Source organism: Nocardioides sp. WG-D5 (assembly GCF_054031175.1).
Genome location: NZ_CM132928.1, coordinates 4,675,940 through 4,699,115, shown reverse-complemented (window position 1 = coordinate 4,699,115; position 23,176 = coordinate 4,675,940). Strand labels below are relative to the sequence as shown.

The following is a 23,176-nucleotide window of genomic DNA, read 5'->3' as shown; positions in this document are numbered from 1 at the left end:
GGCGGCGGAAGCCCCAACTCTCACCTCGGTAAGGCCCGCGCCGGATCGGAGTTCGACGCACATACAACCGATCGGTGGCCCCATCGCGTCCTCAACCCTGACAATCGGCTCGAGAGATCGGATGGATCGATGGCGAGACCCCCAACCCAGGAGCAGTTCGACGAGTTCGCCCAGGTCGCCTGGCCGCGGCTCTATCGTTCCGCCTACCTGCTCGTCGGGGACCACGCCAGTGCGGAGGACCTGGTCCAGACCGCACTGGCGAAGACCTACGGAAACTGGGGCCGGGTGCGCACGCTCGAAGCCGCCCCCGCCTATGCCCGACAGGTGCTGTTCAACACCGCGATGAGCTGGTTCCGGAAGGCATCGTGGAACCGCGAGCGGCCCACCGAGGTCCTCCCCGACCTCGGTCACGAGAACGATCCGACCACCCGCTCGGTGCTGCTCGACGCGGTCGCCGCGCTGCCCCCGCGGCAGCGCGCCGTCGTGGTCCTCCGCTTCTACGAGGACCTCGACGTACGCCGCACGGCCGACCTCCTCGGCTGCACGGAGGGCACGGTCAAGAGCCAGACCTCCTTCGCCCTCGACAAGCTCCGCACCATCCTCGGCGACCCGACTCTCACCCTGGAGGCGACCCAGTGACCGACAACGACCTGCGTACGCTGCTCCGCGACGCCGCCGACGAGGTCGCCGTGCCTCGTCTGGCCACCGATGAGCTCCACCTCCGCGCTCGGGCCGTCCGTCGGCGCCGGCGCGCCCGCTGGGTCGCCGGTGTGGCAGCCCTGGCGATGGCCGGCGCGCTGGGGACGTACGTCCTGGGCGGGACGCTCGGCGATGACGATCTGCACATCGCTGCGGCCGAGGGAGACCCCCGGGGCTGGGCGGTCGCGGAGGGCAACAGCGTCCACTTCGGCGACGGGAGCGTGGTGACGTACGGCGGCCGCGTGAACGACATGCGCTACACCTCCGTCGGCCTGCTCACCCGGAGCACGGACACGAACGCGCGCCTCTCGCTGATCACGACGGCCGGCGTCCAACCGCTCGACCTCGGTGACGTGAGCGACCGGCTCATCGGCACCGACCCCGACTCGCCCTACGTCTCCTGGACCGTCGAGCACGGTGACGGCTGGCTGGTACGCGTCGCCGACCTCGTCACCGGCGAGAAGGTCGCCGACGTCCCGATCTCCGGGAAGTACACCTGGGCCGGCTGGAAGACGCCCCCGGTCGCGGTCGACGGCGAGCACGCCTACGTCGCCCTCGACGACCGCACCCTCGACGTCGCCTGGCGTTTCGGGCAGGTCTCCACCTCGAAGGGTCTCCCGGGCGGCTACACCACCGAGGTGATCAACGGCCGCGCGGTGACCCAGGATGCGACCGGCGAGACCCAGAGGGTGGTCGAGGTGGCCACGGGCGAGGTGCTGCTGACCACTCGCTCCACCGACTTCCCCGACGACCTGATCAGACTCAAGCTCTCGCCCGACGGCACCCACGCCTTGGCGGCCCCCTACGCGATGTGCGACGAGAACGACAACTGCCGCTATGACACCCCGACCGCGCCGATCCACGACCTCGGCCAGGGCACCGAGACCGCCGTCGACCTCGGCGACCACATCGGCTGGACCCCTGGGGGGCAGCTGATCCGGGCGTCCGGGACGAAGGTGGAGCTATGCGACCAGGTCGGCAAGGAGTGCGCCGATACGCCGGTCACCTTGACGAAGCGCGCCGACACGATCAGCGGGACGATGAACCAGTCCTGACCTCTCGCGGGCCCACTGCGCCCTACTGCGCCTTGTTCGGACCACCGCCGTTGGAGGGCTTGTCGGTCGGCCTTCCCCCGGAGCCGGGCTGGGTGGGCGCCGCCTGGGTCGGGTCGGCCCCGCGGGTGGGGTCGGTGGCGGGCGTCGGGTCAGCGGCCTGGGTGGGCCGGGTGCTGGCGGTCGCAGCGGCCGGGGTGGGCGTGGTCTGCGGGGCCCGGGTGGGGTCGGCGGCCGGGTCCTCGGTCGCCTCCGGACTCGGGCTCGGCTCGCGCGACGGCTCCTCCTCGGCACGCGGCTTCTTCTCGAGGGCCCCGTGGACGTCGCCGACCTCGGGTACGTCCGGGCTGCCCACCGGCGCCGCGATGGCGACCAGCCCGGCGAGCAGTACCGAGCTGAAAGCCAGCACCAGTCCCCTGCGCCGGGCAGCGGGCGCGGCGGCGGCGCTCCACGCCCAGATCCGCTCCCGGCGGCGGCGCAGGTCGGCGGGCAGGTCGCTGCGGATCGCCGCCCAGCTGTTGATCGGGGCCAGCGCGTAGCCGAACCCCTGGAACGCGAGCAGCGCCGCGAGGGCGACGCCGGTCGCCCCACCGCTCACCCCGACCACGAGCGCCAGGACCACACAGACGGCGGCCGCAAGACTCTCGACCAGGTTGCCCCGCACCACGTCACGCACCCGCGGCTGCCCCTTGATCTTCGGCGTACGCAGGAACGTGCCCTCGCGCGAGACCAGCCCGAGCCAGGAGGCCCGGGCGACGGTCACCCCGAGCGCCAGCCACAGCCCGAAGGCGCCGAGCGCGTCGTGCCAGGACGCCCCGCCCCGGAGACGGACGAGCGCGATCGAGCGGGCCGCGCCGAAGAGCACGAGCGCGACGGTGGCGAACAGCAGGAGCCCGGAGAGGCGGCGTACGACCAGTCCCCCACCCAGCAACAGGTCGAGCGCGCCCGAGATGAGGAAGAAGGTGAACAGCGCGCCGGCGAGATCGCCGAACCACTGCAGCCCGCCCACGAGGTAGGCCCAGCGCTGGGCAAGGGTCATCTGGTTGACCTCGGTGCGACGGCCGGGCAGCAGCGAGCGCCAGTGCATCCGCAGGATCTGGATGCCGCCGAAGCACCACCGGAACCGCTGCTTCTTGAGCGTCTCGAAGGTCAGCGGCATCACGCCACGGCCGTAGGAGCGGTCGACGTGCATGCCGTTGTAGCCCATCTTCAGCAGCCGCAGCGACAGCTCGGCGTCCTCGGTGATGCACCACTCGTCCCAGCCGCCGGACCGGACCAGCGCGGAGGCCCGGATCAGGCCCATGGTGCCTCCGAAGATGGCGCCGTTGCGCTCGTTGCGCGAGACCTGGCTGACGTCGAAGAAGTAGCCGTAGGAGTGGTAGAGGCGGCGGAAGTAGGGCGAGACGTCCCAGTCCCGGTAGTCCTGCGGCGTCTGCACGAAGGCCACCGACTCGTCGGTGAACAGCGGGGCGTTGTGAGCCAGGAAGTCGGGGGCGACGTGGTAGTCGGCGTCGACGATCCCGACGACCTCGGTGAGCGGGTTCATCCGGGTCAGCGCATAGTTGAGCGCCCCGGACTTGAACCCCGGCCAGTTGGTCAGGTGGATGAAGGTGAGCCCGTCGTACTGCTCGCAGAAGTCCTGCACCGGCCGCCACAGCGCGGGATCGTCGGTGTTGTTGTCGATGACCAGGATCTCGTACGCGTCGTAGTCCAGCTCGAGCATCCGCTGGAGCGTCTCGATGACCATCTCCGGCGGCTCGTTGTGGGTGGGCACGTGCAGGCTCACGAACGGCCGGCGCCAGCCGGGGTGGTACTCACCCCGCACCGGCCAGCCACGCCAGCGTCGCCGGGCGAGCACGTCGACCATCTCCCACAGGTAGCCCACGCCGATCAGGAAGACGAAGACCTCCAACAGCCACAGCATGCCCGACAGCGTCGTGGTCCACGCTCCGGGGTGGACGGTGACCGTCCACAGGCCCACATAGGTCAGGTAGAGCAGCCCGACGTCGATCGTGAGCGCCCAGGCGACCAGACCGCGTACGTCCCAGTCCCGAACCGCGGGCAGCCAGGCCAGCAGCGAGGCACCGAGGACGATGCCCCCGATCGCCGCCCGGACGGCACCCTGGCCGAGCAGCAGCCCGACCGCCACCGCGGCCACCGCGGTGAGGGCCGCCGCGAGGACCACCGTGCCCGCGGAGAGCGAGCCGGCACGCGGCGTACGGATCAGGAACAGCAGCACGGTCGCCGGGACCAGGAGGACCGCGGCGACCGTGAGGAGTGGGGGAAGGGCGTCGAGCACGGCCCCACACTATGGGGGGGTATTTCCTAGCCGAGTCCAGTCGGCCCGTCCTCGAGCAGGACCTTGAACGCCGCCTCGTCGAGGATCGGCAGGCCCAGCTCCTCGGCCTTGGCCGCCTTGGAGCCGGCGTTGTCACCGACCACGACGTAGTCGGTCTTCTTGGAGACCGAGCCGGCCGCCTTGCCGCCGCGGCTGATGATCGCCTCCTTGGCGCCGTCGCGCGAGAAGTCCTCCAGCGAGCCGGTGACGACGACAGTCAGGCCCTCGAGGGTGCGGGCGACGGACTCGTCGCGCTCGTCGGCGAGGGAGACCCCGGCGGCGCGCCACTTGTCCACGATCTCCTGGTGCCAGTCGACCTGGCGCCACTCGACGATGGCCTCGGCGATGATCCCGCCGACGCCCTCGGTGGCGGCCAGCTCCTCCTGGGAGGCCGCCCAGATCGCGTCGAGGGAGCCGAACTCGGTGGCCAGCGCGCGAGCCGCGGACGGGCCGACGTGGCGGATGGACAGCGCAACCAGCACCCGCCACAGCGGGACCTGCTTGCGCTCCTCCAGGTTGCGCAGCAGACCGAGGGCGTTGGCGTTGAGGACCCGGTCGCCGGCGCCGGCCTCCTTCTCGGCCTTCTTCGCCGCGCGGGTGAAGAACGTCGTGGTGGCCAGGCCGGCCTCGTCGAGGTCGAAGATGTCGCCCTCGTTGGTGATCACCTCGGCGGCCAGCAGCGCGTCGGCCGCCTCGTAGCCCATCCCCTCGATGTCGAAGGCGCCGCGCCCGGAGGCGAAGAAGACCCGCTCCCGCACCTGTGCCGGGCAGCCCCGGTGGTTGGGGCAGCGCAGATCCTTGTCGCCCTCCTTCTGCTCGGCGAGCGTGGTGCCGCAGGCGGGGCACTCGGTCGGCATCACCCACTCGGGCAGCCCCTCGGGTCGCAGCGGCAGCACCGGGCCGAGGATCTCGGGGATGACGTCGCCGGCCTTGCGCAGGATGATCGTGTCGCCGGGGCGTACGTCCTTCCGCTTGACCTCGTGGGCGTTGTGCAGCGTCGCGCGCTCGACGGTCGAGCCGGCGACCTTGGTCGGCTCCATGACACCGAAGGGCGTGACCCGGCCGGTGCGGCCGACGCCGACGTCGATCGCGAGGAGCTTGGCGTTGACCTCCTCCGGCGGGTACTTGTAGGCGATCGCCCAGCGCGGCGCGCGGCTCGTGGAGCCGAGCCGGCGCTGCAGCGAGATGTCGTCGACCTTGATCACGACACCATCGATCTCGTGCTCGGTGACGTCGTGGCGGTGCTCGCCGAAGTAGCTGATGAACTCCTCGACCTCCTGGAGCGTCTTGAGCACCTTGACCCGGTTGGAGGTGGGCAGGCCCCACGCCTTCAGGGCGTCGTACGCATGCGACTGGGCGACCGGCTGGAAGCCCTCCCGGGCCCCGATGCCGTGGCAGACCATCCCGAGCTCACGGGTCGCGGTCACCCGCGGGTCCTTCTGGCGCAGCGACCCCGCCGCGGAGTTGCGCGGGTTGGCGAACATCGGCTTGCCCGCGTCGACCAGGGAGGCGTTGAGCTTGTCGAAGGCCTCGATGGAGAGGAAGACCTCGCCGCGCACCTCGACCAGGTCGGGCACCGGGAACTCGTCGGTGCCGGTGAGCCGGTGCGGGATCGACTTGATGGTGCGTACGTTCGGGGTGACGTCCTCACCCGTGCGGCCGTCGCCCCGGGTCAGCGCCCGGACCAGGCGGCCCTTCTCGTAGAGCAGGTTGATCGCGAGGCCGTCGACCTTGAGCTCGCACAGCAGCTCGGCCTGGCCGGCGCCGTCCTTGGCGATCCGGGCGTGCCAGCCGGCCAGCTCCTCGAATGAGAAGACGTTGTCGAGCGACTCCATCCGCTGCAGGTGGTCGACCGCGGTGAACTCCGTCGAGAACGTGCCACCGACCTTCTGGGTCGGCGAGTCGGGGGTGCGCAGCTCGGGGAACTGCTCCTCGAGCTCGTTGATCCGGCGCCACTTCTGGTCGAAGTCGGCGTCGGAGAGCGTCGGGTCGTCGAGCACGTAGTAGCGGTAGCGAGCGTCCTCGATCTGCTCGGCGAGCTCCTGGTGCTCGGACTTCTGCTCAGGGCCCGCCTCGGCGGTCAGGTCATCGTTCACGGGCACCATCTTGCCCGGTCGCGCCGACATTTTCTGTCGGCATACCCACCCGGGCGTTTTCGGCGTTTCATGGCCCCAAACGACACTCAACGCCCTCAATATCGACGCAGCCGATCAACACCTGGGTGACGGGGCTCACCACAAGAGGGTAAAGACCGCTACTTTCCTCCCGCGTCGGGAAGGCGGGCCGACACCAATCCCCCATAGACCGCCTTGTGAGGTCTGCAGTGGTTTCTCGGCTCGTGGTGATGCTGTTGACAGCGCTCGCGCTCACCCTGGCTCCGATCGGCGCCACGTACGCGCTCGGGTTGGGAAGCGTCTTCTCCGACGCCGAGGTCGAGGTCTCGATCGTCGAGCAGTCCAAGGACGGCGTGGTCCTCAGCGTCCACGGCACCGACTACAGCGCCAAGGATCCGGGCATCGAGATCGCGCTCAACCCGGTCGGCTACCGCGGATCGGGCACGCGGAGCACCTTCATCAAGTCGGTCGTCTTCAACCCCGACGATCCCGACGACTGGACCTACACGTTCACCCTCGACGCCGCGCAGGTCGCCCGGCTCGACCCCGGCACCGACTACCAGATCATGACCATGCGTGGCGGCGACCGCGACCTCTACGACTCGTCCGACTCGCGGGCGGTGCAGGTCCCCTTCGACTTCGACGCGCTCTCCGAGCCCAGCAGCTCACCGACCCCGGAGGAGCCCTCGGGCGACACCGGGTCCTCGGACGGGTCGGGGTCCGGCTCAGGTTCCGGCTCGGGCTCAGGCTCCGGTGACGGTACGTCCTCGGGCCGGCCCGCAGCCGGTGACTCCGACGAAGGTGCCGCTGCCGGCTCCGGCGACAAGCCGAGGAAGAGGGCGTCGAAGAAGCCCTGGACCGCTCCCGAGGAGCCGCCGACGGCCAAAGGCCTGACCCTCACCGGCCTCGACGACGTCTCGGTCGACGCCGACGAGGTGATCCACGCTCAAGCCTCCGGTTTCAGGCCCAACGAGCCCGGCATCCGGGTCGTCGTCTACTCGACCCCGCTGGTCCTCTCGACCAGCGTCCAGGCCAACGGCCGCGGCGTCGCGAAGTGGTCCGGGCGCCTTCCCAAGGACATCGGCCTCGGCAAGCACACCCTCACCTTCCAGGGATCGGTGAACCGCGGGATCAGGTTCGTGGTGACCGGTACGCCCAGCGACGGCGAGTGCGTTCAGAGCGGCTGCGCCCCGAGCACGAGCACCGTCAGGAAGGCGGCATCGGCCGAGGAGGGCGGGGTCGGCCCGCTCACCTGGATCATCGTCGCCACGATGATCGTGCTCGGCCTCGTGGCCGCCGCGGTCGCCATGCTCACCGGACGCCGCAGGCGCGACCCCGAGTGGGACGAGCCGAACTATGCGCAGGCGCCGCCACGCTATCCCTCGGACCCGCGACAGGCCTCGGGGCCCTACCCGGCTCATCCTCGCCAGCAGCCCCGCAACGAGACCCCGCTCCCCCGCAGGCTCCCTGCCGACCAGCAGCCGATCCGTCGCCAGCCGGGCCCGCGGCAGCCGAGCCACCGCCAGCCGCTTCCCCAGCACCTGCCGCAGCACCGGGAACCCCAGTACCGGGATCCCCAGCACGTGGAGCCTCAGCACCTGGAGCCACAGCACGCGGCTCCCCCGCAGCCCGGTGATCGCCGGCCGCGCCCGCCGGAGTCGTTCGCTCCGCCGAGCCAGCGAGCCGAGGTCTACCAAGGCCAGCGGATCGCCGGGCGCTCCTAGACAAGCGATTCGCCCCGGCGGGCGGTGTCGGCCGAGACCGTCGGCCACAGCGTCTCCAGGGCCGCCTCGAGGGCGGAGAGGACCGGGTCGAGATCGTCCCCCGGGAACGGGGCCGACGCCTGCTGGCGTACGACGGCGCAGAAGGCGCGGCTCTCCCCGTCTGCCTCGTGGCAGCGGACGGTCTCGGCGGACCCCTCGGTCCAGCCGTCGTAGCCGTCGGTGTCGCCCTTCGAGCAGGTGAGCCTCGTGGGGCACTTCCGCTGCCCGGCGGGCAGGTTCGGGGCGTGGACCGCGGTGACGGTGCTGCCGTCGGGGCGGGTGCCGACGACGCCGAAGGCGCCCTTGCCGTAGGCCGAGACATCGGCCTTCTCGAAGGAGTCGATGTCGGCGTACGCCTTGGTCTCGAGCAGCCCGGCCGCGATCGCCCCGGCGGTCAGCGCGACCTCGCCGACGCCGTTGGCGCCTTCGGACGGGAATCCCTCGACCTGCGCCTTCGTCATCTTCGTGGTCGTCCTCGTGCCGAGGCGCGGGTCGGTGACCAGGGCGACGAGGTCGTCCACGCTCACCTCGAGATCGAGCTCGCGCGGGTCCTCGGTGATCTTCTCGCCCACGTAGGCGGCCCGGCGCTCCTCTCGGCCGGACCGGTGGGAGACCATCAGCTGGCCGGGTGTGCCGTCGTCGGTGGCCAGGTCCCAGGCGACGGTGGCGGTGCCGGACGCGCCCTTCACCTCGACGCAGCCCGACATCCCGTCATGGCACCAGGTCGAGAGCAGGTCGTCGTCGACCGGGCCCGCCTTGACCTCCAGCGAGTGGTCGGCACCCCACCGCAGCACGGTGCCGACCTCGTCCTGCTCGAAGTAGAGGTCGCCGCCGTCGAAGGTCTCCGGCACGACGCGTACGTGCTGGAGCGTGATCGCCGCGAGCGCCTCCGGGGTCGCGGGCCGGTTGCCCGGCTTCAGGTCGGCCGGGTCGATGCTCGCCGAGGGTGCGGCCGTGGGCCTCTCGCTGGGCTCGTCCGCCTCGGTCGCGCTGCTGCCGCAGCCGGTGACCAGAAGAGCCGCAGCCAGCAGTGCCATCCCCCGTCGTCGCATGAGGGGAATCTACGCCAGGTGACGCGCGCTTTCGGTGAGGATTCGCAGCGCCGTGCGGGCCCATCGCCAGTCGGCACCGGCGAGACCGCAGGCAGGCGTCAGCACGATGTCGTACGCAGCATCCAGCCCGAGCATGTCGAGCCAGCGCTCCACGGTCTCGGTGACCATCTTGTCGGTGGGCGTGGCGCCCGCCGGCGCGATCGAGGGGACCACTCCGAGCGCGACCGTGTCGCCCGCCTCGAGGGCGGTGGCGAGGTCGTCGTGGTCGGCGGCGGTGAGCTGGGTCAGGTCGACGCCGATCCCCTTCGCCCCGGCCTTGCGGAGCAGGCCGAGCGGGGTCCCGGGCGCACACGAGTGCACCCACGGGATCGCGCCCTCCTCGGCGATCGCGCCGAGCACCCACTCCAGCGACTGGGAGGCCTCGGGGAGGTCGATGCTGCGGTGCTTGCCGAAGCCGGAGGCGGTCGGCACCTGGGCGTTGAGCACGGCGCTCAGCGCGGGCTCGTCGACCTGGACGACCAGGGTGTCCGCGCCGGGGAGGCGACGGCGTACGTCGCGGATGTGGGTGCGTACGCCCTCGGCGAGCGCCTGCGCGAGATCACGCCGGGCGCCGTGGTCGGCGAGCAGCTTGTCGCCGCGCGGCCGTTCGACGGTCGCGGCCAGGGTCCACGGCCCGGCGACCTGGATCTTGAAGGCGCCGCCGCCGGAGGTGAGCGCAGAGTCCTGGACCAGCTCCTCGACGGTGTCGAGGTCCTGGGCGAGCAGGCTCCGGGCCCGGCGGTGGTCGACGCCGGCGGAGCCGGAGGTGCCGGTGAGCCGCCAGCCCGCGGGCTGCAGGTCGGCGTCGAGCCCGTCGAGGACGGCCAGCGTACGGCCGGTCATGTTCGCAATCGCGCCGCGCGCGGGCAGCTCGGGCAGGTGGGGAAGGTCGGTCAGCTCACCGAGGACGATGCGGCAGGCCTCTGCGTAGTCCTCTCCCGGCAGCGACCCGACCCCGGTCGCCCTCACGCGAGAGCCACCCGGCGGGTCGTGGAGATGGTGGCCGACCCGACGACGCGGGTGCCGTCGTAGATGACCGCGGCCTGGCCCGGCGCGATCCCGTAGGCCGGGTCGAGCAGCTCGATCTCGACCTCCGCGTCGGTGGTCGAGCCTGTCGGGACCACGGTCACCCGCGCCCGGTGCTCGTCACCGTGCGCGCGCAGCTGGACGGTGCCCTCCAGGACACCCTCGGGCGCGCGCCCGGCCCAGCGCGGCCGGATCCCGGAGAGACCGTCGACGGCCAGGTGCTCCCTCGGGCCCACCGTGACGGTGCCCGAGACGGGCTCGATGTCGAGCACGAACCGAGGCTTCCCGTCAGGCGCGGGCTTGCCGAGGCGGAGTCCCTTGCGCTGCCCGATCGTGTAGGCGTACGTCCCCTGGTGCTCGCCCAGGACCTCACCGGCCTCGTCGACGATCGGCCCGGACTCGTTGGGTGCGCGGTCGCCCAGCTTCTCGCGCAGCCAGCCGGCGTTGTCGCCGTCGGCGACGAAGCAGATGTCGTGGGAGTCGGGCTTGTCGGCGACGAGCAGGCCGCGGCGGGCCGCCTCCTCGCGTACCAGCGGCTTCGGGGTGTCTCCGAGCGGGAACAGCGAGTGGCGCAGCTGGTCCTGGTCGAGCACCCCGAGCACGTAGGACTGGTCCTTGCCGCCGTCGACGGCGCGGTGCAGCTCGACCAGGCCGTCGGCGTCCTCGCGCAGGGTCGCGTAGTGGCCGGTCGCGACCGCGTCGAAGCCGAGCGCGAGCGCCCGGTCGAGCACGGCGGCGAACTTGATCTTCTCGTTGCAGCGCAGGCACGGGTTGGGGGTGCGGCCCTCGGCGTACTCCGACATGAAGTCCTCGACCACGTCCTCGTGGAAGCGGTCGGAGAGGTCCCAGACGTAGAACGGGATGCCGATCACGTCGGCCGCGCGCCGGGCGTCGTTGGCGTCCTCGATCGTGCAGCACCCGCGCGCCCCGGAGCGGTAGGACGCCGGGTTGCGGGAGAGGGCCAGGTGGACGCCGGTGACGTCGTGGCCCGCCTCCTTCGCGCGTGCGGCGGCGACGGCGGAGTCCACTCCCCCGGACATCGCGGCGACGACTCGCATGCCCATCAGCGGTTCAGTCCTGCCGCGCGGCCGCGCTCGACGGCCGGACCGATCGCCGCGACGAGCCGGTCCACGTCGTCGGCGGTGGTGGTGTGGCCGAGCGAGAAGCGCAGCGAGGAGCGCGCCTCCTCGTCGGACTGGCCCATGGCGAGAAGCACATGAGAGGCCTGGGGTACGCCGGCAGAGCACGCCGCACCGGTCGAGCACTCCACCCCGGCGGCGTCGAGCAGCATCAGCAGCGAGTCACCCTCGCAGCCCGGGAAGGCGATCTGGGCGTTGTTGGGCAGCCGGTGGCGACCCAGCGGCTCCAACGGCGGTCCGTTGAGGTGGGAGTCCGGCACGACCGCCAGCACCTGCTCGACGAGCCGGTCGCGCAGCGCACCGACCCGGGTCGCGTACGCCTCCTGCTCCTTGACCGCAAGCTCGACCGCCGCCGCGAAGCCGGCGATGGCCGCGGTCGCGTGGGTGCCGCTGCGTACGTCTCTCTCCTGGCCGCCGCCGTGGACCAGCGCGGTCAGCTCGAGCCCGCGGCGCACGACGAGGGCGCCGGCGCCCACCGGGCCGCCGAGCTTGTGGCCGGTCAGGGAGAGCGCGTCGACGCCGCTGGTGGCGAAGTCGACCGGCACCGCGCCGACCGCCTGGACGGCGTCGGTGTGGACCGGGATGCCGTGCCGGGCCGCCATCTCGGCGATCTCCGCGACGGGCTGCAGCGTGCCGACCTCGTTGTTGGCCCACATCACCGAGACGAGGGCGACCGAGGCGGGGTCCCGCTCGATGGCCTTCTTCATCGCGGCGAGGTCGACCCGGCCGGTCGCGTCGCACGGGATGAGCTCGACGTGGGCGCCCTCGGTCGCCTCGAGCCACTGCAGCGGGTCGAGCACGGCGTGGTGCTCGACGGTGGTGGTCAGGATCCGGGTGCGCGCCGGGTCCTGGCCGCGGCGTGCCCAGTAGGCACCCTTGAGCGCCAGGTTGTCGGCCTCGGTGCCGCCGGAGGTGAAGACGACCTCACCGGGCCGGGATCCGAGCACCGCGGCGATCCGTTCTCGGGACTCCTCGAGCACCCGGCGCGCACGGCGCCCTGATGCGTGCAGCGAGCTCGCGTTACCGACCAGCGCCAGCTCCGCGGTCATCGCCTCGATCGCCGCCGAGGCCATGGGTGTGGTGGCGGCGTGGTCCAGATAGACGGTCCGGGGGTTCATCGTCTACCAAGGTTACGGCCCGATGGGCGTGCTTGCTGAAACGTCGCCGCCCGTTCACCTCGCCTCCCTATGGTCTGGCCCATGTCCCAGGGATTCCGTGAATACATCGACAACCTGATCACCGAGGGTCACACGATCGGCGAGGATCACGATGACGACCCGGTGCTCCTGGACCCCGCCGGCCGCGCCGTCGACACCTGGCGCGAGAACTATCCCTACTCCGAGCGGATCCCCCGCGAGGTCTACGACGAGCAGAAGTACCTCCTCCAGGTCGAGCTGCTGAAGTTCCAGCGCTGGAACGACCGCGTCGGCGGGAAGCACGTGCTGCTCTTCGAGGGCCGGGACGCGGCCGGCAAGGGCGGCACGATCAAGCGGTTCATGGAGCATCTCAACCCCCGCTACGCCCGCACCGTCGCACTGTCGAAGCCGTCGGACCGCGAGTCGCAGCAGTGGTTCTTCCAGCGCTACGTCCAGCACCTGCCCACCGCCGGGGAGATGGTCCTGTTCGACCGGTCCTGGTACAACCGCGCCGGCGTCGAGCGCGTCATGGGCTTCGCCACCGACGACCAGTACGAGCAGTTCATGGACCAGGTGCCGCTCTTCGAGCAGATGCTCGTCGACTCCGGGATCACGCTCACGAAGTTCTGGTTCTCGGTGGGCCGCTCCGAGCAGCGCACCCGTTTCATCATCCGCCAGATCGACCCGGTACGGCAGTGGAAGCTCTCCCCGATCGACGTCCAGTCGCTGGACAAGTGGGACTCCTACACCGCCGCCAAGGAGGAGATGTTCCGCCGCACCGACACCGACTGGGCACCGTGGACCACGATCCGCTCCAACGACAAGAAGCGCGCCCGCCTCAACGCGATGCGCTACTTCCTCGCCAACCACGACTACGACGAGAAGGACCCCGACGTCGTCGGCAGCCCCGACCCCCTCATCGTGCAGCGCGGCATCGACGCCGTCGGCGACTGACGGATCACGCCGGCCAGGGAATGCGCCTCAGGCACGCCTCGACGGCCTCCTCGACCGTGCCGACGTCGTTCTTTCCCAACGGAACAACCGACGCGTACGCAGCGACGAACGCCTCACGCACGTCAGCCCGGGTCGGGCGCCAGTCGTGATACCGCGTCCCGAGGAGGACGGCAGCCTGAGCGAGGTCGTCCACCCGACGACGGTAGGTCGCCTCCTCCAGATCCAGGACCGCCACGATCCTTCCGTCCGCCCAGAGGATGTTGGCCGACCTGAAGTCGTTGCCAACCAGCTGAGTGCCCGGTGCGGCTGGCTCGTCGGTGGGAATCGTCTCCGGGTAGTCAGCCATCGCGCTGTGCATCCGCGCGAGCATCTCGCCCGCAGCCCGAACCTGGACCGGGTCGGTGACGTCCAACAGCTCGCCCGCGACAACACCCTGAAGCCCGAGCGAGAACCCGTCGACCTCGACCTGGAGGCTGCCGTCCCGAGCCGCCCGCGGTGCCGAGACAGGTATCCCCCGCTCCTCCAGCCAGACCGTCAGCCGTGCGATCTCCGCCAGCCGCGCGAACAGGCGAGGCCGCATCGACCACTTAACGATCATCCGGCAACCGTCGACCGTGATCCACGCCGGGCAGTTGGCATCGCTGATCACCAGCCGTTCACACGCGGCCACTCGCAGCCCCCAGTGCTCATCCAGCACGCCGTCCAACCAGCCGATGGCATCGGCGGTGGATGCGAACCCGAACCGCTCGGTCAGCGCCGCGCCTGGATCGGCAGACTCCCAGAGCATGCTGATCGACGTACTCATCTCTTCGGCTGCGGTCACGGGGTGCAGCCAAGCATGTGGCCTGTGGGATCTCGAAGTGTCGCGTGCTGATCGAGTCGGAGCAGCAATGGTGAAACCACGTCCCGGTGCCGACGGCCTGCCCGAGGAGCTGGTTCAGATACGCCGAGCGAACCGGATCCGCCCATCCGGAAGCCGCTCATGGGCATAGTCCGGGTCGTGGATTCGGCGATGGTCACTGGCACAGAGCAGGACCAGGTTGGCCATGCCGGTCTTGCCGCCTTGGGACCAGGGTTTGAGGTGGTGGGCTTCGGTCCAGGCGGCGGGTGTGTCGCAGTCTTCGGCTTGGCAGCGCTTGTCGCGTAGGCGGAGTGCCCGGTGCTGGACGGGGTGGGCGAGGCGGGTGGTGCGGCCCAGGTCGAGGATTTCAGAGTCGGTGCCCAGGACGACGGGGATGAGGTCGGCGTTGCAGGCCATCCGGCGGGCTTCAGCGGCGGTGATCTGGTCCCCGTCGAACCCGAGGGCTGCGATGCCAAGGTCGGCACGGAGCTGATCGACGCTCATCGTGATGAACACCGTGGTTGCATGGCCACCGTGGCGGGGGAGCTGGTCGACGTCGTAGGTCTCGATCACCCGGGCGAAGGCCTGGCCGAGCAGCCGGTCGTAGGGCGCTTTGATGCCCTTGTCCTGAGCCGACAGCTTCCTCGGCTGGGCCAGCGAGTCCAGGATCGTACGCAACCGCATCCCGACGGCTCGGGAGACCCGGGCGTGGATGTCGATGGTGCCGTCGCCGTTGTCACGGGCCTGGAAGATGGTGCGCCGCTGGGCGTGTTCCTCCTCGCGGTGGAGGACTTTGGCCTCAGCCTGCTCGAACCGTGCTGGGTCGATCTCGGCGAGGATCCGTTTCCCGACGATCGCCAACTCGTTCGCAGTCAACCGGCTGGCGTAGTCCACCAGGAGCTTCTCCGCGAGGACCAGGTCCTCGGCACTGGCAGCGGGGTCGGCCTCGATCGCGTCGAGGGCCTTCGTGATCACCCGGGCCTTGTCTTGGGACACCTCACCTGCAGCGAGACCGGCCGCGACGCGCTCGTACTTCGCGACACTGGCCGCGAGTTTGATCTGGGACCGGGCCACAGCTTTGTCGACCAGCAGTTCGGTCTGCAGCCACCCGGAGGCGTCCTTGGCACCGGTCTCCTCGGCGATATCACCAGCCGAGGCGAGCACGCGTAGCTTCAACGCGGCCTGCTGGGCCTGGAGTTTCTCCAGCCGCTCGAGGAGGTCTTTCTTCTGTCCGGTGCGCCAGTAGACAGGGTCACTGGCCAGCAGGTCGTGAAGGGAGGACTCGATGGCACTCAGCGCGGCGTCGATCGCGTCGCCGGGGTTGGCACCCCAGTGGTCGATCGCGCGGCCGAGACTCATCGCGTCCCTCCCTTCAGAGGTGTGCTGTGATGGGTCTGATTCTACGCCTCGCGCACCGCTTTGGCCACCTATTAGTGCAGGTCAAACTGCTTTTCCGCGGCTAGCGAACGGCCTCGCTCCTGTGGATGGTAAGTGGCCGAACGGCCACCATCCCTCCCCCGGAACACCCCGGTCCAGTACAAGAATCTCGCTGCGCCACACCCGGGCCGCCGCCCCGATAGCCAGCCAAATCTTTTCTCGATCTGGTCCGGAGTCCAGGACCGCCGAAGGCGGCCGGCGAAGCCGGCGCCCGAAGGGCGTCCTTGACGCCGGTCCAGATCGAGAAGACCCTCAGGAAAGGGTCGGCGGCCCACACCGGCCCCGAGGAACGGTTACGCACGGGGTGGTCTCGACAAGCTCGACCACCGGGGCATCACCACCGACAACCGCTCCCGACGTACGCCCAAAAGCCCGAGCCCAACCCCAAAAAACGAGTTACCGTCCACACCCATGAAACCCCTCGGCGACGTCCCCTGGCCCCCAGACCCGATCGTCACCGAGCGCCTGATCCTCCGCCACACCAAGCCCGAGGACAGGAAGGGCCTGGCAGTCCTGCTGTCCGACGCGACCGTGCAGGCCTACCTCGGCGGCCCGCAGCACACCCGGGAGGAGTTGGAAGAGCTCATCCCACCCGATCCGAACACCAGGCCCGGCATCTTCGCCGTGGAGCACGCCGGTGAGTTCATCGGCAGGATCACGGTCCAGCGCCGTGACAGAGCCTGGGCCCACCACGTACGCGAGGAGGGCGACGAGGTCGAGATCGGCTACGAGTTCCTCCCGACAACCTGGGGCCAGGGCATCGCGACCGAAGCCACCCGGGCCGCGCTCGGCTGGATCGAGCGGACGCTCCCGAGCGAGCCGGTGGTCCTCACCACGCAGGTGGCCAACGAACGCTCCCTGCGCCTGGCGCAGAAGCTCGGGTTCGTCGAGGTCGAACGGTTCGAAGCCTACGGAGCGGAGCAGTGGTTCGGGGTGCTCAAGACCGACTAGGCCGACGAGCGCTCACTCCTCGGGAGTGCCGAGATAGGCGACCAGGGCGAGGTGGTCGGATCCGGACACCTCGACGGTCTCGGTCGCCAGCGCGACCAGGTCATCCCCGATCAGGACGTGGTCGATGGCGGCCGAAGGCGGAAGAGGTACACCGGCGAACCCCTCGGTCGGCCAGGTCGGCTGCCATCCGGCGTTGCTGGCGCGGGCGGCGTCCGACAGGTCGGCGTCGTCGAGGAGGCGCCGGACGGTGTGGTGGTCGAGGGAGGCGTTGAGATCGCCCAGGACGAGATCGGGCTTCTCGGCGGCCGCCTCCTTGATGATCAGCTCCTGCTCGGCCGGCCAGGATGCGAGCGTCGGCGGGGCCGGATGCGCGACGACGACCCGCCGCTCCCCCACGTCGGCGACCCACGATCCCATCGGCGTGTCGAGACGGCGGGCCTTGGTGATCGGCTGGTCGGCGAAGAGCATCGTCCCGTCGGTGCCGGGCGCGGCCTCGCCGATCCGGTAGGGCAGCTGGTCGCGCAGCGTGCTCGACAGCTTCGCGAACGCCTCGGGGGTGATCTCCTGGACGGCGAGCACGTCGACCTTGTGCTTACGCACGGTCTCGGCGACGGTGTCGACGTCACCCTTGCCCTCGAAGAGGTTGGTGGTCATCACCGTGAGCGGCTCCCCGGCGCTGGTCTCGCGCGACCCGGCGTAGAGCGGCGCCTGCCAGGCGAGATGCACCGCGAGCAGCATGGCGACGACCCCGGCGCCGACCGCGAGCCGGATCCTCCCCGGTCCGGCGGCCAGCCACACCAGCACGAGGAGCGCGACCAGGCACAGCGCGTACAAGCCGATGCCGAACGGCGCGAACGCGGCCAGCCGCACCGCCCGCAGGTCCGTGCTCGCGAGCGCCCGGGAGAGCGTGATCGCCAAGGCGGGCAGCCCACACACGACCAGCACTCCCCACGCCAGCGCCAGCGGCACCCACCTAGCCCGGTTCACAGCACGACCAGATCGTCGCGGTGGATGACCTCCCGAGCGTACGCAGCCCCCAGGTTGGCCTCGAGATAGCCGGAGGAGCGTCCGGCCAGCCGCGGGATCTCGTCGGCGTCGTAGTTCACCAGCCCGCGCGCGACGGCCACGCCGGACGGGCCGACCACATCGACCGGGTCACCGGCGTGGAACGCGCCGGAGGAACCGGTGACGCCCGCGGCGAGCAGCGAGGCCCCGCGGCGACTGATCGCCGCGACCGCCCCGGCGTCGATGGTGATCGAGCCGACCGGCTCGGTGGCGTGCTGGAGCCACAGCAGCCGCGCCGGGCGCCGCTTGCCGACGGCATGGAACAGGGTGCCGACCGCCTCGCCCGCGAGCGCGGCTTCAGCCTGGGCGGCCGAGGTCAGCACGACCGGGACGCCGTCGTCCACCGCGATCCGGGCAGCCTCCAGCTTGGTCACCATCCCGCCGGTGCCCACGCCCGCGGCGCCGGCCTTGCCGATCGTCACCCCGGCGAGGTCGGCCAGCGAGACGACCTCGTCGATCCGCCGCGAGCCGGGCTGGGAGGGCGGGGCGTCGTAGAGCGCGTCGACGTCGCTGAGCAGCACCAGCAGGTCGGCCTTGACCAGGTGGGCCACCAGCGCCGCGAGCCGGTCGTTGTCGCCGAACCGGATCTCGGAGGTGGCCACGGTGTCGTTCTCGTTGACGATCGGGAGCACACCCAGGTCGAGCAGCTTCGACAGCGTCGCGTCGGCGTTGCGGTAGTGCGCGCGCCGGTTCAGGTCGTCGACCGTGAGCAGCACCTGGCCGGCGATGATGCCGTGCCGCGCCAGCTCGTCGGTGTAGCGGTGCACCAGCAGCCCCTGGCCCACGCTCGCCGCTGCCTGCTGCTTGGCCAGCGCCCGGGGACGCTTGGCCAGCCCCAGCGGCGAGAGCCCGGCCGCGATCGCCCCGGAGGAGACCAGGACGACCTCCTGCCCGGCTGCCCGCGTCTTGGCGAGCACGTCCACCAGACCGCTCACCCGGGCCGGATCGATGCCCCCGGCGGCCGTCGTCAGCGACGACGACCCGACCTTGACCACGACCCGGCGTGCCCCGGTCACGACCTCGCGCTGCACCGATCCCCCTCGTACGTCAGCTGTGCTCTCCGCTGCGCCGGATCCTACCGGCGCCCGAGCCGGCCGAGCCGTCAGTTTCCGCTGGTCGAGCGGGACGACTCGCCCGGGTCGTCCTCGGCCCAGTCGCTGTCCGGGTCGTCCTCGCCACCGATCTCGTACGCCACGGGGCCGGCCCCGTCACGCAGCCGGCGGGCGACGTCGGCCCGGGCCTCGTACTCCGCCTTGGTCTCCATCCCGGCGTCGATCTCGCGCCGCCGGGCGGCGGCGGGCCGCTCCTCGTAGAACCGCTGGTCCTCGCCGCGGCGGCCGAGCATCTCGGCACCGGTCTCGATCGAGGGGCGGAAGTCGAAGACGACCGCGTTGGCCGGGTCGCCGATGATGACGGTGTCGCCCTCCTGGGCCCCGAGCTCGACCAGGCGCTCCTCGACGCCGAGCCGGTTGAGGCGGTCGGCGAGGTAGCCCACGGCCTCCTCGTTCTCGAAGTCGGTCTGCCGCACCCAGCGCTCGGGCTGCGGGCCACGGACGAGGTATTCGCCGTGCTTCGAGACCTTGACGGTGAAGCCGTTCTTGCCCTCGGCGCCTTCGGGACGCAGCACGATCCGGGTCGGCGGCACGACCGGGACCTCCTTGCGGGAGGCGGCCACCAGCTCGGCCATCGCATAGATCAGCTGCTGGGTGCCCTCACCCGAGGCGGCCGAGATCTCGAAGACCTTCAGGCCGCGCTTCTCGAACTCGCCGATCGTCATCTCGGCGATCTCCCGGCCGTCGGGGACGTCGACCTTGTTGAGCGCGACCAGCCGGGGCCGGTCCTCGAGGCCGCCGTGACGGGAGAGCTCGTTCTCGATGACGTCGAGGTCGTCGATCGGGTTGCGGCCCGGCTCGATGCTCGCGGTGTCGATCACGTGCACCAGCGCGGCGCAGCGCTCGATGTGGCGCAGGAACTCGTGGCCGAGGCCGCGGCCGTCGGCGGCGCCCTCGATCAGGCCGGGCACGTCGGCGACGGTGAAGGTGATCTCGCCGCCCTTGACGACTCCGAGGTTCGGCACCAGGGTCGTGAACGGGTAGTCGGCGATCTTCGGCCGGGCCCGCGAGATGGCCGCGATCAGCGAGGACTTGCCCGCGCTCGGGAAGCCGACCAGGCCGATGTCGGCGACGACCTTGAGCTCGAGGCCGATCTCCCGCGACTCGCCCGGCTCACCGAGGAGCGCGAAGCCGGGGGCCTTGCGCTTGGAGGAGGCCAGCGCGGCGTTGCCGAGCCCGCCACGGCCACCCTCGGCCACGACCAGCTCGGAGCCGGGGCCGACCAGGTCGGCCAGCACGTTGCCGCGCATGTCGGTCACGACGGTGCCGTCGGGGACGGGCAGCACCATGTCCTCGCCGTGGGCGCCGTTCTTGTGGTCACCGGCACCCTGGCCGCCGTTGGGGGCCTTGCGCTTGGGACTGTGGTGGTAGTCGATCAGCGTGGTCACGTCGGGGTCGACACGAAGGATGATCGATCCGCCCGGGCCGCCGTTGCCGCCGTCGGGGCCGCCCAGCGGCTTGAACTTCTCGCGGTGCACCGACGCCACCCCGTGTCCGCCGCGACCGGCCTCGACGTGGAGGGTGACGCGGTCGACGAAGGTGGGTACAGCCATGGGTCCAGCCTACCGACGGCATGCCCCACACCTGCTATCCGCGCGACGTCCCGCGGTCCCCGGTGCAGACTGTGCGCATGCGAGTAGGAACAGTGATGTGGCCGATCGAGGACTGGCCGGCGATGGGCGAGCGTTGGGCCCAGGCCGAGCAGCTCGGGTTCGAGACGGCATGGGTCTATGACCACCTGGCCTGGCGTGGCCACAGCCCCTGGGAGGAGGCGTTCACGTCGATGGCGGCCGCAGCCGCCCTCACCTCCACGATCCGGCTCGGCACGCTGGTGACCACCCCCAACTTCCGTACGCCGATCCCGACCGCCGCCGCGATCCGCAGCCTCGACCGCATCTCCGGCGGGCGCATCACGATCGGCATCGGCGCCGGCGGCGACGACCACACCTCCGACGGCGACGTGCTCGGGCGCGAGTTCACACCCCGCGAGCGCGCCGACCGGTTCGCGGAGTGGACCCGCACCGTCGACCGGCTGCTGCGGGAGTCACCGGTCACGATCGACGGCGAGCACTGGCAGACCCGCGAGGTCACGGTCTCCCCCGGTCAGGTGCAGCAGCCGCGTACGCCGCTCTGGCTGGCCGGCAACGGCCCGCGCGGGATCCGGCTCACCGCCGAGGTCGGCGACGGCTGGATCGCCAACCCGCAGGGCGACGACCCGAAGGGCTTCGTCGCCCAGCGGCTCGAGATGCTCCGCGAGGCGTGCGAGAAGAACGGTCGCGACTACGACAGCATGCCCAAGCTGTTCATGTCCGGCTTCACCGACGAGCCGTGGACCGAGTCGGCCGACGCGTTCGAGGACCTGGCCGGCTCCTACGCCGAGATCGGGATCACCGACATCGCGCTCCACTGGCCGCGCGCCGGGACCCGCTGGGAGGTCTCGTGGGACACCTTCGAGGCGATCGCGGCTCGCGCGGCGTACGTCTGAATGTTTGTCTGGGTATGTAGCCCAACCGCCACTTCCCGGTTGGAGTTCCACGTGGGAAGTGAGTGTTCGGCTGCATACCTAGACGAACCGCCACCCCACCCGACGACGCCAAAGGGCCCCCTCCTTGCGGAGAGGGCCCTTCGAAAGTCTTGCTCAGGCGTCGCCCGGGACGATGTTGATCACCCGGCGGCCGCGGCGCTTGCCGAACTCGACCGCGCCCGGCTGCAGGGCGAAGAGGGTGTCGTCGCCGCCACGACCGACGTTGGTGCCGGGGTGGAAGTGCGTGCCGCGCTGGCGGACGATGATCTCACCGGCGTTGACGAGCTGGCCGCCGAAGCGCTTCACGCCGAGGCGCTGAGCGTTGGAGTCGCGACCGTTCTTGGTGCTTGCCGCACCCTTCTTGTGTGCCATCTTCTCAGTCCTTCAAGTATCTCTGGAACGCCGGAATCAGGCGTTGATCGCGGTGACCTTGACCTGGGTGTACTTCTGACGGTGACCCTGGCGCTTCTTGTAGCCGGTCTTGTTCTTGTACTTCTGGATGATGATCTTCGGGCCCTTGGAGGCACCGACGATCTCAGCCGCAACCGAAGCCTTGTCGAGGCCGGTCGTGGTGACGTTCTCACCGTCGACGAGCATGACGACCGGCAGCGTGACCGCAGCACCGGCCTCGCCGTCGAGGCGGTCGATCTCGATGACGTCGCCGACAACGACCTTCTGCTGCTTGCTGCCAGCCTTCACGATCGCGTACACCGCGGTCTCCTTCATGCTCCGAACTCAAAGTCTTGTGTCTACCCGCGGCAGCTGTGCACATAAGTGATCACTGGACCCCGAAGCGATAGGTGCCAGCGGTTGCCTGCAGGAACGGCGCACTGCGCACGCCGAGGGTCAATATTACGTACGCGACCAGGTAGCCGCAAAACGCCGCGACACCACTCCCCCGGACGCTGTCAGGACACCGTCGGGTCGCCGCCGGGACATTGTGCACCCGAAGCCTCGATTCGGGCGATCGGGCGCCCGGTTCGGCCACGTACGCTGCGAACCGGGCACGATTCCGGGCATGATGGCGCCCATGACGTCGACCGAACCGTCGCACGCGAGCGAGACCCGGCAGGAGGAGATCCTGGCGCGCGCACGTACGACCGGACGGGTCTCCGTCACCGACCTGGCGCCCGATCTCGGGGTGAGCGTCGAGACGATCCGGCGCGACCTCAAGGTCCTGGCCGACCGCGGCGTCGTGGAACGCGTCTACGGCGGCGCGGTCGCGCTGGAGAGCGGCAGCTTCGAGACCTCGCTCGAGTTCCGCGCCGGGCGCGATGTCGACGAGAAGCACCGGATCGCCCGCGCCGCCCTCCAGCACCGGCACGGTGCGGAGACGATCTACATCGACGAGGGCACGATGCCGCAGTTCCTGGCCGAGGAGCTCTTCGGCCAGGGGCCGGCGACGGTCATCACCCCCTCGCTCCCGGTGGCCACCCGGCTCTCCTCGGACCCCGACCTCACCGTGATCGTCCTGGGCGGGCGCGTACGCACGATCACCCGCGGCGTCGTGGACCAGTGGGCGACCCGGATGCTGAACGACCTGGTGATCGACCTGGCCTACATCGGCGCCAACGGGATCTCCCGCGAGCAGGGCCTGACCACGCAGGACCCGTCGGTCGCCGCGGTCAAGCGCACCGCGATCGAACGCTCCCGGCGCCGGATCTTCTTCGGCGCCCACACCAAGTTCGGGGCCTCCAGCCTGTGCCGCTTCGCGGGCGTACGCGACTTCGAGCTGCTCATCACCGGCATCGAGCTCCCGGCCTCCGAGGCCCGCCGGTTCGCGGCGCTCGGGCCCCGGGTCGTCCGCGCCTGAGGAGCGCCCGGAGAACGGGCAGCAACCGGGCAACTCGGGCGCCGCGACCGGGCTAGGGGGTCCAGCCCGAATTACGCCATCGTGGTCGTGACGACAGTCACACTGCGAGGAGGCAGATCGA

20 protein-coding genes are annotated in these 23,176 nt (G+C 70.7%); 7 read left to right on the top strand and 13 right to left on the bottom strand.

The genetic code is table 11. From position 1 onward, the window contains the following. The first annotated feature begins 129 nt into the window (after nucleotides 1-129). Both ACWZJV_RS22755 and ACWZJV_RS22750 read left to right on the top strand, forming a co-directional pair. Nucleotides 130-639: a SigE family RNA polymerase sigma factor gene (locus tag ACWZJV_RS22755; RefSeq protein WP_008358463.1), complete on the top strand. Its 510-nt coding sequence runs from the start codon at nucleotides 130-132 to the stop codon at nucleotides 637-639. Continuing rightward, on the top strand, nucleotides 636-1,754 hold the full coding sequence (locus ACWZJV_RS22750) for a hypothetical protein (RefSeq protein WP_457178863.1): 1,119 nt from the start codon (nucleotides 636-638) through the stop codon (nucleotides 1,752-1,754). The genes ACWZJV_RS22755 and ACWZJV_RS22750 overlap by 4 nt, the downstream gene beginning before the upstream one ends. Before the next feature lie 22 nt (nucleotides 1,755-1,776). Here ACWZJV_RS22750 and ACWZJV_RS22745 read toward each other — a convergent pair whose 3' ends face one another. Continuing rightward, nucleotides 1,777-4,050 (bottom strand): glycosyltransferase, encoded by a 2,274-nt coding sequence (locus ACWZJV_RS22745; RefSeq protein WP_457178861.1) that lies wholly within the window; start codon nucleotides 4,048-4,050, stop codon nucleotides 1,777-1,779. A gap of 26 nt (nucleotides 4,051-4,076) precedes the next feature. Then, nucleotides 4,077-6,194 (bottom strand): NAD-dependent DNA ligase LigA, encoded by a 2,118-nt coding sequence (ligA, locus tag ACWZJV_RS22740; RefSeq protein WP_457181980.1) that lies wholly within the window; start codon nucleotides 6,192-6,194, stop codon nucleotides 4,077-4,079. Nucleotides 6,195-6,433: 239 nt separating this feature from the next. Between ligA and ACWZJV_RS22735 the strand changes: the two genes are divergently transcribed. After that, nucleotides 6,434-7,927, top strand: a complete 1,494-nt coding sequence (locus ACWZJV_RS22735) for a hypothetical protein (protein WP_457178859.1) — start codon at nucleotides 6,434-6,436, stop codon at nucleotides 7,925-7,927. Here ACWZJV_RS22735 and ACWZJV_RS22730 read toward each other — a convergent pair. From ACWZJV_RS22730 to ACWZJV_RS22715, 4 genes are read right to left on the bottom strand one after another with little or no spacing between them, the layout of a single operon-like run. Beyond that, nucleotides 7,924-9,018 (bottom strand): hypothetical protein, encoded by a 1,095-nt coding sequence (locus tag ACWZJV_RS22730; RefSeq protein ID WP_457178857.1) that lies wholly within the window; start codon nucleotides 9,016-9,018, stop codon nucleotides 7,924-7,926. The two genes, ACWZJV_RS22735 and ACWZJV_RS22730, sit on opposite strands and share 4 nt — an antisense overlap. Before the next feature lie 9 nt (nucleotides 9,019-9,027). Next, nucleotides 9,028-10,026, bottom strand: coding sequence for a methionine synthase (locus ACWZJV_RS22725; RefSeq protein ID WP_457178855.1), 999 nt, complete (start codon nucleotides 10,024-10,026; stop codon nucleotides 9,028-9,030). Continuing rightward, nucleotides 10,023-11,141 (bottom strand): tRNA 2-thiouridine(34) synthase MnmA, encoded by a 1,119-nt coding sequence (mnmA, locus tag ACWZJV_RS22720; RefSeq protein WP_457181978.1) that lies wholly within the window; start codon nucleotides 11,139-11,141, stop codon nucleotides 10,023-10,025. Before mnmA ends, ACWZJV_RS22725 begins: the two co-directional genes overlap by 4 nt. A gap of 5 nt (nucleotides 11,142-11,146) precedes the next feature. Further along, the gene (locus tag ACWZJV_RS22715; protein WP_457178853.1) at nucleotides 11,147-12,340 is read right to left on the bottom strand and encodes a cysteine desulfurase family protein; all 1,194 of its coding nucleotides are present in this window, start codon (nucleotides 12,338-12,340) and stop codon (nucleotides 11,147-11,149) included. An 81-nt stretch (nucleotides 12,341-12,421) separates the two neighbouring features. Here ACWZJV_RS22715 and ppk2 point away from each other — a divergent pair, with 81 nt between their 5' ends. After that, nucleotides 12,422-13,312, top strand: coding sequence for a polyphosphate kinase 2 (gene ppk2, locus ACWZJV_RS22710; protein ID WP_008358481.1), 891 nt, complete (start codon nucleotides 12,422-12,424; stop codon nucleotides 13,310-13,312). A gap of 4 nt (nucleotides 13,313-13,316) precedes the next feature. Here ppk2 and ACWZJV_RS22705 read toward each other — a convergent pair whose 3' ends face one another. Further along, on the bottom strand, nucleotides 13,317-14,135 hold the full coding sequence (locus ACWZJV_RS22705) for a phosphotransferase enzyme family protein (RefSeq protein ID WP_457178851.1): 819 nt from the start codon (nucleotides 14,133-14,135) through the stop codon (nucleotides 13,317-13,319). Between the two features lie 114 nt (nucleotides 14,136-14,249). Then, the gene (locus ACWZJV_RS22700; protein ID WP_457178850.1) at nucleotides 14,250-15,512 is read right to left on the bottom strand and encodes a DUF222 domain-containing protein; all 1,263 of its coding nucleotides are present in this window, start codon (nucleotides 15,510-15,512) and stop codon (nucleotides 14,250-14,252) included. Nucleotides 15,513-16,001: 489 nt separating this feature from the next. Between ACWZJV_RS22700 and ACWZJV_RS22695 the strand changes: the two genes are divergently transcribed. Beyond that, the gene (locus tag ACWZJV_RS22695; RefSeq protein ID WP_457178848.1) at nucleotides 16,002-16,541 is read left to right on the top strand and encodes a GNAT family N-acetyltransferase; all 540 of its coding nucleotides are present in this window, start codon (nucleotides 16,002-16,004) and stop codon (nucleotides 16,539-16,541) included. A 12-nt stretch (nucleotides 16,542-16,553) separates the two neighbouring features. Here ACWZJV_RS22695 and ACWZJV_RS22690 read toward each other — a convergent pair whose 3' ends face one another. The 3 genes from ACWZJV_RS22690 to obgE form a co-directional block, all read right to left on the bottom strand. Beyond that, nucleotides 16,554-17,528 carry an endonuclease/exonuclease/phosphatase family protein gene (locus tag ACWZJV_RS22690; RefSeq protein WP_457178846.1) on the bottom strand — a complete coding sequence of 325 codons (975 nt, stop codon included), beginning with the start codon at nucleotides 17,526-17,528 and terminating at the stop codon, nucleotides 16,554-16,556. Then, nucleotides 17,525-18,637, bottom strand: coding sequence for a glutamate 5-kinase (gene proB, locus ACWZJV_RS22685; protein WP_196874915.1), 1,113 nt, complete (start codon nucleotides 18,635-18,637; stop codon nucleotides 17,525-17,527). The genes ACWZJV_RS22690 and proB overlap by 4 nt, the downstream gene beginning before the upstream one ends. Before the next feature lie 71 nt (nucleotides 18,638-18,708). Further along, entirely contained in the window at nucleotides 18,709-20,271 is a 1,563-nt protein-coding gene (obgE, locus tag ACWZJV_RS22680; RefSeq protein WP_008358493.1) for a GTPase ObgE, read from the bottom strand. A 77-nt stretch (nucleotides 20,272-20,348) separates the two neighbouring features. On the opposite strand from obgE, the gene ACWZJV_RS22675 reads away from it, so the two are divergent. Further along, entirely contained in the window at nucleotides 20,349-21,203 is an 855-nt protein-coding gene (locus ACWZJV_RS22675; RefSeq protein WP_457178843.1) for an LLM class flavin-dependent oxidoreductase, read from the top strand. 153 nt (nucleotides 21,204-21,356) lie between these two features. Here the strand turns inward: ACWZJV_RS22675 and rpmA are convergent, their stop codons facing one another. Next, nucleotides 21,357-21,614, bottom strand: coding sequence for a 50S ribosomal protein L27 (gene rpmA, locus ACWZJV_RS22670; protein ID WP_008358497.1), 258 nt, complete (start codon nucleotides 21,612-21,614; stop codon nucleotides 21,357-21,359). 36 nt (nucleotides 21,615-21,650) lie between these two features. Beyond that, the gene (rplU, locus tag ACWZJV_RS22665; protein ID WP_008358499.1) at nucleotides 21,651-21,953 is read right to left on the bottom strand and encodes a 50S ribosomal protein L21; all 303 of its coding nucleotides are present in this window, start codon (nucleotides 21,951-21,953) and stop codon (nucleotides 21,651-21,653) included. A 319-nt stretch (nucleotides 21,954-22,272) separates the two neighbouring features. On the opposite strand from rplU, the gene ACWZJV_RS22660 reads away from it, so the two are divergent. Continuing rightward, a complete protein-coding gene (locus ACWZJV_RS22660) occupies nucleotides 22,273-23,055 on the top strand; it encodes a DeoR/GlpR family DNA-binding transcription regulator (RefSeq protein ID WP_457178841.1) in 783 nt (260 codons plus the stop codon). Nucleotides 23,056-23,176: the final 121 nt, after the last annotated feature.

Bases quoted from the DNA above. Each gene is read 5' to 3' on its own strand.
- ACWZJV_RS22755 (WP_008358463.1), top strand. From the start codon at position 130: ATGGCGAGACCCCCAACCCAGGAGCAGTTCGACGAGTTCGCCCAGGTC.
- ligA (WP_457181980.1), bottom strand. From the start codon at position 6,194: ATGGTGCCCGTGAACGATGACCTGACCGCCGAGGCGGGCCCTGAGCAG.
- ACWZJV_RS22735 (WP_457178859.1), top strand. From the start codon at position 6,434: ATGCTGTTGACAGCGCTCGCGCTCACCCTGGCTCCGATCGGCGCCACG.
- ACWZJV_RS22730 (WP_457178857.1), bottom strand. From the start codon at position 9,018: ATGCGACGACGGGGGATGGCACTGCTGGCTGCGGCTCTTCTGGTCACC.
- mnmA (WP_457181978.1), bottom strand. From the start codon at position 11,141: ATGCGAGTCGTCGCCGCGATGTCCGGGGGAGTGGACTCCGCCGTCGCC.
- ACWZJV_RS22715 (WP_457178853.1), bottom strand. From the start codon at position 12,340: ATGAACCCCCGGACCGTCTATCTGGACCACGCCGCCACCACACCCATG.
- ppk2 (WP_008358481.1), top strand. From the start codon at position 12,422: ATGTCCCAGGGATTCCGTGAATACATCGACAACCTGATCACCGAGGGT.
- ACWZJV_RS22700 (WP_457178850.1), bottom strand. From the start codon at position 15,512: ATGAGTCTCGGCCGCGCGATCGACCACTGGGGTGCCAACCCCGGCGAC.
- ACWZJV_RS22695 (WP_457178848.1), top strand. From the start codon at position 16,002: ATGAAACCCCTCGGCGACGTCCCCTGGCCCCCAGACCCGATCGTCACC.
- obgE (WP_008358493.1), bottom strand. From the start codon at position 20,271: ATGGCTGTACCCACCTTCGTCGACCGCGTCACCCTCCACGTCGAGGCC.
- ACWZJV_RS22675 (WP_457178843.1), top strand. From the start codon at position 20,349: ATGCGAGTAGGAACAGTGATGTGGCCGATCGAGGACTGGCCGGCGATG.
- rpmA (WP_008358497.1), bottom strand. From the start codon at position 21,614: ATGGCACACAAGAAGGGTGCGGCAAGCACCAAGAACGGTCGCGACTCC.
- ACWZJV_RS22660 (WP_457178841.1), top strand. From the start codon at position 22,273: ATGACGTCGACCGAACCGTCGCACGCGAGCGAGACCCGGCAGGAGGAG.